Below are 8364 nucleotides of genomic sequence, written 5' to 3' on the forward strand. Positions count from 1 at the left end.
AGGCAAGACCGTCAAGAACCGCGTGCACTGGGACGTTGACCTGGAAGGGCGGGACAAGGACGAGGTGCGCCGGGAACTCGAGGACCGCGGCGCCACTTTCCTTTGGAGCGCCAGCCAGGGGCCACATTCGTGGCACACCATGGCAGACCCCGAGGGCAACGAGTTCTGCATCAGCTGACCCCGATTACTAGACTTGGACGGTGAGCAACCAAATCCCCGCCTCGGTGTCCGACGTCTTCGATCCCACCCGCTGGCGTGTTGTGTCCGGCTTTGACGACTTCCTGGACATGACCTACCACCGGCAGGTGGAGCGGGATTCCGACGGCGGATGGGTGCGCGACCTGCCCACGGTGCGGATCGCTTTCAACCGCCCCGAGGTCCGCAATGCGTTTCGGCCCGGCACAGTGGATGAACTGTACCGGGCGATGGACCACGCGCGGATGTCCCCGGACGTTGCCACCGTGCTGCTCACCGGAAACGGCCCCTCGCCCAAGGATGGCGGCCACTCCTTCTGTTCGGGCGGGGACCAGCGGATCAGGGGCCGGGACGGCTATCGGTACGTAGTACAAGACACAGCGAACGGCGAGACCCAGGAGAGCATCGATCCCGCGCGTGCCGGGCGGCTCCACATCCTGGAAGTCCAGCGGCTGATGCGCACCATGCCCAAGGTGGTCATCGCCGTCGTTAACGGGTGGGCGGCCGGCGGCGGGCACTCCCTGCACGTGGTTTCCGACCTCACCATCGCCTCCCGCCAGTTCGGCAAGTTCAAGCAGACGGACGCAACCGTCGGAAGCTTCGATGCAGGGTACGGCTCGGCCCTGCTGGCACGCCAGATCGGGCAGAAGTCCGCCCGGGAGATCTTTTTCCTCGCCCGAGAATATTCCGCTGAGGACATGGTTCGGATGGGCGCGGTCAACGAGGCCGTGGACCACGAACGCCTCGAAGAGGTTGCCCTGGAATATGCCGCCGATATTGCCCGGCAGTCGCCCCAGGCCATCCGGATGCTCAAGTTTGCCTTCAACCTCGCCGACGACGGCCTGGCGGGCCAGCAGGTATTCGCGGGCGAAGCCACCCGGCTTGCGTACATGACGGACGAAGCGGTGGAGGGCAAGGAAGCGTTCCTGGAAAAACGCGAACCGGACTGGTCCGGCTTCCCGCACTACTTCTAAGGCAGGACGCCTAATGAACACCGAACCCCGCGATAACGAGACCCTGACCAACGCATCTGCCGAAGCGGCCGATTCCGGAAGCGGCATCCTGGACATCGACCCGGCGCTGAAGGCGCTGGCGGCCGCCCTCCACGGCGAGGGTCCCGCCGTCGAACTTTCCGTGGGCGAAGACGGTGCCCTGGTAGTGGGCCACCTGGAAACGCCCGGCTGCGACGACGCCGTTGCCGTAGTGCGCACCTCCGGTTCCACCGGCACCCCAAAGGCCACGGTACTAACGGTGGAATCCCTGGCCGCTTCCTCGATGGCAACCGCCCTGGCCCTCAAGGGCGAGGGCCAGTGGCTCCTGGCGCTGCCCGTCCAGTACGTGGCGGGAATCCAGGTCCTGGTGCGTTCGCTGTTCGCGGGCACCCGCCCTTGGGTGATGGACATGTCCGGCGGATTCACACCCGAAGCCTTCACGGCCGCCGCGCAGGAACTGACCGATAAGATCCGGTTCACCTCACTGGTCCCCACCCAGCTGCAGCGGCTGCTTGACGCGCCGTCCCCGGAGACCCTCGCGGCCCTCCGCCGCTTCAACGCCGTCCTGCTGGGCGGCGCGCCCGCCCCGGCCTCACTGTTGGCGGCTGCCACGGATGCCGGCGTCCGCGTCATCACCACCTACGGTTCAGCCGAGTCCTGCGGCGGCTGCGTCTACGACGGCTTCCCGATCGAAGGGGTGTCAGTACGCGTGGAGGAGGACGGCCGCATCCTGCTGGGCGGCGATACCATCGCCGCGGGCTACCTGGAAGCGCCGGACGAAGCCGGCAGCACCTTCTTCGAGGAGGACGGGGTGCGCTGGTACCGCACCAGCGATCTCGGCAGCATTGACGACGACGGCCAGCTCACGGTCCTGGGCCGCGCCGACGACGTGATAATCACCGGCGGGATCAAGGTCTCCGCCGCGCATGTGCAGGAGGAGCTGGAAAAGTCCGACGCCGTCGCCGCGGCTTTCGTGGCCGGTGTCCCGTCCGCGGAATGGGGCCAGGCCGTAGCAGCTTACGTGGCATTGGCCACCCCGCCTGTTGGGACCGCAGAGCCTGCGGCCTCCGCGCCAGGCAGGGACCACGCGGTCGTCCTTGAAAAGGAGTGGCACCGGACGCTGGGCATCCTTGCGCCGAAAACGGTTCTTGCTGCATCGTCCCTGCTGATGCTGCCCAACGGCAAGCCCGACCGCCTGGCCATGGCCGCCGAACTCAACGCCCTGCATCAGGGAAAGTAAAGTAGACCTGCACCACCCGGCGGGCCCCCATCCTGCCGCCTTCCCAAAACAACGCGAGGTACTGACCGTGGCCACAGCCGCACAATGGATCCAAGGCGCCCGACTCCGAACACTGCCGGCCGCGATCGCGCCGGTACTGATCGGCTCCGCCGCCGCCTATGAAATGGATTCGTTCCTGCTCTTCAACGCCATCCTCGCGGCGCTGGTGGCCCTCCTGCTCCAGGTGGGCGTGAACTTCGCCAACGACTATTCGGACGGCATCCGCGGCACGGACGACGACCGCGTGGGCCCGCTCCGCCTGGTGGGCTCAGGTGCTGCAAGCCCCGAACACGTGAAGCGCGCCGCCTTTGGTGCATTTGCTGCCGCCATGGTTTTCGGGCTGATCCTGGTGGTGATCACCCAGAGCTGGTGGCTGATTCTGGTAGGGCTCGGCTGCGTGATGGCGGCCTGGGGCTACACGGGCGGCAAGAACCCGTACGGCTACATGGGCCTGGGCGACGTTTTCGTGTTTGTGTTCTTCGGGCTGGTGGCAACGCTGGGCACCACCTACACACAGGCCGGGCAGATCAACCTGCCGGCCGTTATCGGAGCGATCGGCACCGGGCTGATCGCGACAGCGCTGCTCATGGCCAACAACGTCCGGGACATCCCCACCGACATGCAGGCCGGCAAGAAGACCCTTGCGGTGCGCCTGGGCGACAAGCACGCCCGGGAGAGCTACGTGCTGATGCTCGCGGTGGCCATCATGCTGGTGGTGATCCTGGCCCCTGGCCGGCCCTGGATGCTGATCGTCCTGCTGCTGATTCCGGCCTGCCTCATGCCCGCGTGGCTGATGATCAACGGCCGGAAGCGCAAGAGCCTGATCCCGGTCCTGAAGCAGACCGGCCTGATCAACCTCGGCTACAGCCTGCTGTTTTCACTGGGCCTGGTTCTTAGCCACGGCTTCTAGTCTGCCCGCTGATCCCCAAGGGCCCGGTGCTGGAGCTGTTGCGCTAGGGGCGCTTGGGGTCTTTGGCGTCATTGCTGATGGCGATGTCCGGGTTGGCGTCCAGGAGGGCGTCCTCCGCGTGGGCGTCCTGGACTTCATTGGCTGAACGGATCGGTTGGGCCTTGCCCGAGAAACGCTGGTGGATGGCCGCGGCGGCCTCGTCCCGCTGCTTCTGGAAGAACAGGTAGCTCACGGCAAAAGCGATCAGCGCTGCGCAGATCACGGACATCAGCACGCCCAGCTGCAGGAACATAAAAACCACAAACAGGGGCGCGAAGAGAGCCAGGCGGATGAGGGAATATTTCAAAAAGGCCACTATTCAAGTTTAGCCGCCTCCCGCCCGAGGCCCTTGCGCCTCCTGACGATAGACTTAATGGCATGCTCCTCCGTGTGGCTTTGGCCGTCGCAGTCCTCGTCATCTTTGTGTATGGCCTCGTGGATGTGATCCGCACCGATGGACGCCTCGCCCGAGGAATTTCCAAACCGGCGTGGATCGTGGTCATGATCGTCCTGCCAGTGGTCGGCGCCATTCTCTGGCTCCTGATCGGCCGGCCCCGCAGCTCTTCCCCCCAACAGCAGAGCCAGCGGCACCCCACCGCGCCTGACGACGATCCGGATTTCCTCCGCAACCTCGAAGCCCTCCGCCGGAAACAGGCAGAAACAGAGCGCCTCAAGAAGCTCAACGATGAACTGGATGCCAAGGCGAAGGACGACGGCAAGGGCAGCGGCAAGGGCAAGCATGAGACCGACGAACACGATACCGACGGACTGAAGTAGGGGCGTATGGCTCAGGAACCCGAGGGAGAAGATCGGCTGCGGACCGCGTCCCAGGGGGCCGCAGCCCCATCTTCATCCTCAGGCCCGCCAGCGCCGCCGCCAAGGCCAGGGTTGTCCTATTCCGCTCCGGCCCCCATCGCAGTCATCCCGAAGGCACCGCGCAGCGTCCGGAACGCGCGCAGCCTTTGGCTTCTCAGCTTTGTGGCCGGACTTGCCGTCCTGGCGGGGTCCTTCCTAACCCGGGATTCGCATCTTGAACGGCTCCGTACAGTGGTGGAGCAGATGGCCCCGGGCGGCGACGCCGAAGCCGTCACCACGGCCACGGGCATCGTCTTCTGGGGCAGCCTGGGTGCTGTCCTCCTGGTGATGCTGCTGGAGGCCGCGATGTTCGGCGTCGTCATGGGCAGGCAGGGCTGGGCCCGCTGGGCGCTGCTCACGCTGCTGGCGGGGCACGTCATCGTCCTGGTGGTAGCCGCTGCGTTCCTCGTGCCCGAAGGCGAGGCGGGCAGCTATGTGGTGCTGCTCTGGGGTCTCCAGCTCCTGCTGGCTCTTGTTGGACTGGTGCTGTTTTTTATGCCGTCAGCCAACGCCTGGCTGAAGTCAGGCAAGGAGTAAAACCCCGAGAGCTGTTGGCCCATCAGCCCGTCAGGCGGGTTGATGGGCCAGCTGCAGGGAGCATTGCGCCACCACACCTTCGCAGCTGCGGATAACCACCCTGCAGGCTTCAAGGGCGGCGCGGTCAGTCAGCGGGTTTTCCGCGACTGCCCGCCAGCGGTCCAGGTAGCGCCGGGCCTCGGCGGCAAATTGTTCCGGGCCGGAATCGGCCTCCAATCCCAGCCGAACGTGGAGGTCGGCGCCCCAGCCACCGATAAGTCCTTCGGCTTCGTTGGTGAGTTCCGGGTTCAGGGGCACGCCCGTGGTCCGAAGGATTGCCAGCAGGCGCAGTTCGCGGAACTCGTGGGCGTTGACCTGCAGCCGTTCCAGCGCGCGGGCCAGATTCCCCGCCCCTTCCCGCGGCGATGTCCGGAGCAGGGTTTCGACCCCCACCAAGGCTGTCCTGGCCTTTAGCGCCTCTGCACGTGCTTGGAACTGGCGCCCCAGCATGTCCAGCAACGGATCCAGCCCGCTTCGCCGGGCAAGTTCGTGTGCCAGTGGTGTCGGTTCAGTGAAGCCGGTCCGGATGAGAACTACGGCCAGGCGGATGCCGAACAGGCCAAACCGCTCCAGCAGCGACGCCCTGGTCTCGGTCGTCAGCCCTTCGGGGCCTCCCGCAGCACGGAGGAACCTGTCTGCTGAGAGCAGCATCTTTTCCCGGTCTGCCCGGTCCATGCCGGCAAGGATCTGCAACGCCTCGAAATCGGACTGGCGCATGCTGCGGGCGCTTTGTGCCAGCAACCCCGCCACCGGGACTACGCCCAAAGCCAGTTTCCGCAGGCTGGGGTCGTTCCGGTACCTTTCGGCGATGGCACCGGCGGAGAGCAGGGAATCAATCCGCCCTGCACCCACTTCATCTGCCCGGGACAGCACTGCCAGGGCGTTAACCGTACCTGACCTCCCGGCCTCGGTGTCCTTGAACGACCCGAGGAACCGCAGATCCGAAGCGTGCAGGTGCCGCATCAGGTAAATGATTGCATCGGCTTCAGACGGTGTGTCTTCCGGGGTCAGGAAGTTCGTGGAACGGGCGGATACGTCCTCGGAAAGAGAAGCTATGCCCGGGGTGTCAATCAGGGTCATGTCCCGCAGTCCCGGGGAGGGCCACTCCACGTCGAGCCGTTCCACCTCGTGGGCCTGGACATTGCCCAGCGCGAAGACCAGCCGGCCCTCCACACGCTTGACCGGCAGGATGCGGGGTTCACCCTCCACCGGGAAGAGCGTGATCCGGGGCGTGTGGCCGTACCGGTACCAGGTCACGATGCGGGTGCACTCCCCTGTGTCCGTGGGCGCTATCTCCTCACCAAGAATGGCGTTCAGCAAGGTGGACTTGCCGGCCTTCACCATCCCGGCAACAGCAATCCGAAGGGGTTCGGCCAGCCTCTTGGCATAACCCTGCAGCGCCGCCACAGCTGCAGGGTCGTCCCGGTAGACCTCCAGGGCCTCCTGGACCAGATCTGCCGCCCCCGTAATAGTCGACGCTGTCATCCCACCGCCGCCACAGCCGACGGCGCGGTGATTTGGGCTGCACCGGGCGTGAATCCGGAACTGCGAGGGTCCCCATGATTCGGGGCACCGTTCTCGGGGCCTGAGCTGTTGGCTGCGGGTTGGCGGTGCTTCGCTTCACGCAGGGCTTCCTCAGCGGATACTTTTTCCGCCGCGCGGGACAGGGCATCAACCTTTTGGAGCTCGGCCTTAATTTCGCGGACCCGTACATCCTTCTTCAGCGAATAAGTGGTTGCGGCTTTCTGGGCTGCGGCCACGGAATCCGACAGCGAGCGGTGATGCTCGTCCGCAATCTCCGTGAAGTGGTCCCGCGTGGAGCGCTGCACCAGCCGCAACCGGTCCTTCAGCTGCTTGCCCACCTGGAAGGTGACATCATCCAACTGCCGCCGGACCAGAGCCTTGGCTTCGCTTTGCCGGCGCTTGAGCCGCGCCTCCTTGTCCTCCTTGTAGGCCTTGCGGCCGAGCAGCAGGCCGGCGCCCACGGAAAGGGGGTTGATGAGAGCCATTCCGAAGATGCCTGTCAGCAGGCCAAACATCAGCACGCCGCCATAGGAACCGCGCATGCCGATCAACACCTTCTGGGCGGAGTTGATGTGCCCGTCGTCGAGGGTAGGCATGTCGTCCACGGGGTCCAGCGCGTCTCCTGTGTCCGAAACATGAAGGACAGGCAAGGTCACTTCCTCCGCTGCGAAGTGCTCGGCCACCTGGGCGGCCAGCCACTGGGCCCGCTCGTTGGTCCACACGAATGTGTCCGAGATGGCGGCCGCGGCACACTCCTCGAGCCACTTCGAGAATTCGGGCCAGGCGGGCCCGGGATCACCTTGGTCGATTGCAGTTTCGGCTTCGCGCTGGATCCGCCGCAGGCGGTCCCGGAGGTCGTACTCCATATCTGCGATGAGATCGCTGATGCCGTCGTTGAGCGTGATCTGCCACCGCGCGGAGCGTTTACGGAGGTCGTCAGCTTCGGCACGGGCCGCCTCCAGGCCGGCGATCATCTGCGGTGTCCGTTCAGGGTTCTCGAGTGCTTCAAGTTCCGACTGCAGCGACAGCCGAAGGTTCTCACACACAGAAAGCAGGTCCTGCCGGACCGAACGCCGTTGCAGGCGTTCCGCTTTGCCCACAATTTCGTTGCGGATCTGTGTGACCAAACCGGGGAAGCCGGACTCCGCGTTCAGCTCGCCGTCCCGCGTCCGTGCTGCTTCCAGCCGCAGGTCGGAGGAGACGGGAAACAGCGGAATGTCCTGTGCTACCTGCGCGAGATGCCCCCGGTCAATTTCCTCAACCCGCCGCCAGTCCGGGTAGAGGTCCGTCTTGGACAGGACGCCCACCACGCTGGGAGTGATCCTCATGGCCTGGCGAAGGAAGCGCAGCTCCGGTTCCGTGTATTCCTGGGAGGCATCGGAAACCAACAGCATGGCATCGGCGGTGGGCAAGGCGGTGAGTGTGGTCAGTGTGTGGGACGAGTTCAATCCCCCCACGCCGGGAGAATCTATGATGGTGAGCCCGCCGGTCAGGATCTTTCGGGGGAGGTATACCTCGCCGGCCACAAGCTTTTTGCTGTTGCCGGGGTTGCCCCGTTCGGAAACATAGTTCGGCAGGTCGGCTATGGGGACGGGCTGGCGCTCGATGGCGGCTTCGTCGCCGGCGTCCGCGTCGCCCTTGGGGACAAGGATGGCTGCTGAGGGCGTGTCGCCGTAGCGGACCACGGTGGGGACAGAGGTAGCGATGTCGTCATCCACAGGGCAGGCCGGGGCGTTCACCAGCGCGTTGATGAGCTTACTTTTGCCTTGCTTGAATTCCCCGACGACGATGACCCGGATGCTGGGATCCTTCAGCCTGGTGAGCGTTTGCTCCAGGCGCTTGCGAAGATCTGCCCGGTCCCCCGTGCCCACCAGTTGGAGGCCATGCTCCACCAGCTTGATCATTTGACCCGACGTTGCCGGTGTGGATGGTCTTGCCGGTCCTGCTTCTGCCACAGCATGTCCTTTACTCAGGTCTTAGAGGGAATGTGCGAT

The 8364-nt window shown here is 65.2% G+C and carries 9 protein-coding genes; 6 read left to right on the forward strand and 3 right to left on the reverse strand.

Annotated features, from left to right (window positions below; all coding sequences use genetic code 11):
- The 4 genes from AC5RWX_RS27355 to AC5RWX_RS27370 form a co-directional block, all read left to right on the forward strand.
- A partial coding sequence (locus AC5RWX_RS27355; RefSeq protein WP_494099413.1) for a VOC family protein occupies positions 1–178 on the forward strand: 178 nt, incomplete at its 5' end.
- Between the two features lie 22 nt (positions 179–200).
- Positions 201–1169, forward strand: coding sequence for a 1,4-dihydroxy-2-naphthoyl-CoA synthase (locus AC5RWX_RS27360; RefSeq protein WP_494099407.1), 969 nt, complete (start codon positions 201–203; stop codon positions 1167–1169).
- A gap of 88 nt (positions 1170–1257) precedes the next feature.
- Positions 1258–2427: an AMP-binding protein gene (locus tag AC5RWX_RS27365; RefSeq protein ID WP_494099414.1), complete on the forward strand. Its 1170-nt coding sequence runs from the start codon at positions 1258–1260 to the stop codon at positions 2425–2427.
- Between the two features lie 67 nt (positions 2428–2494).
- Positions 2495–3376 (forward strand): 1,4-dihydroxy-2-naphthoate polyprenyltransferase, encoded by an 882-nt coding sequence (locus AC5RWX_RS27370; protein ID WP_494099408.1) that lies wholly within the window; start codon positions 2495–2497, stop codon positions 3374–3376.
- Positions 3377–3419: 43 nt separating this feature from the next.
- Here the strand turns inward: AC5RWX_RS27370 and AC5RWX_RS27375 are convergent, their stop codons facing one another.
- Positions 3420–3731: a DUF4229 domain-containing protein gene (locus AC5RWX_RS27375; RefSeq protein ID WP_494099409.1), complete on the reverse strand. Its 312-nt coding sequence runs from the start codon at positions 3729–3731 to the stop codon at positions 3420–3422.
- A 62-nt stretch (positions 3732–3793) separates the two neighbouring features.
- Between AC5RWX_RS27375 and AC5RWX_RS27380 the strand changes: the two genes are divergently transcribed.
- Both AC5RWX_RS27380 and AC5RWX_RS27385 read left to right on the forward strand, forming a co-directional pair.
- Positions 3794–4192 carry a PLD nuclease N-terminal domain-containing protein gene (locus AC5RWX_RS27380; protein WP_494099410.1) on the forward strand — a complete coding sequence of 133 codons (399 nt, stop codon included), beginning with the start codon at positions 3794–3796 and terminating at the stop codon, positions 4190–4192.
- Between the two features lie 111 nt (positions 4193–4303).
- On the forward strand, positions 4304–4807 hold the full coding sequence (locus AC5RWX_RS27385) for a hypothetical protein (protein WP_494099411.1): 504 nt from the start codon (positions 4304–4306) through the stop codon (positions 4805–4807).
- 30 nt (positions 4808–4837) lie between these two features.
- Here the strand turns inward: AC5RWX_RS27385 and AC5RWX_RS27390 are convergent, their stop codons facing one another.
- Positions 4838–6331, reverse strand: coding sequence for a dynamin family protein (locus AC5RWX_RS27390; protein WP_494099412.1), 1494 nt, complete (start codon positions 6329–6331; stop codon positions 4838–4840).
- Positions 6328–8274, reverse strand: a complete 1947-nt coding sequence (locus tag AC5RWX_RS27395; protein ID WP_494099415.1) for a dynamin family protein — start codon at positions 8272–8274, stop codon at positions 6328–6330. The genes AC5RWX_RS27390 and AC5RWX_RS27395 overlap by 4 nt, the downstream gene beginning before the upstream one ends.
- Positions 8275–8364 lie beyond the last annotated feature (90 nt).

It is taken from the genome of Arthrobacter sp. SPT-J7 (assembly GCF_059089965.1).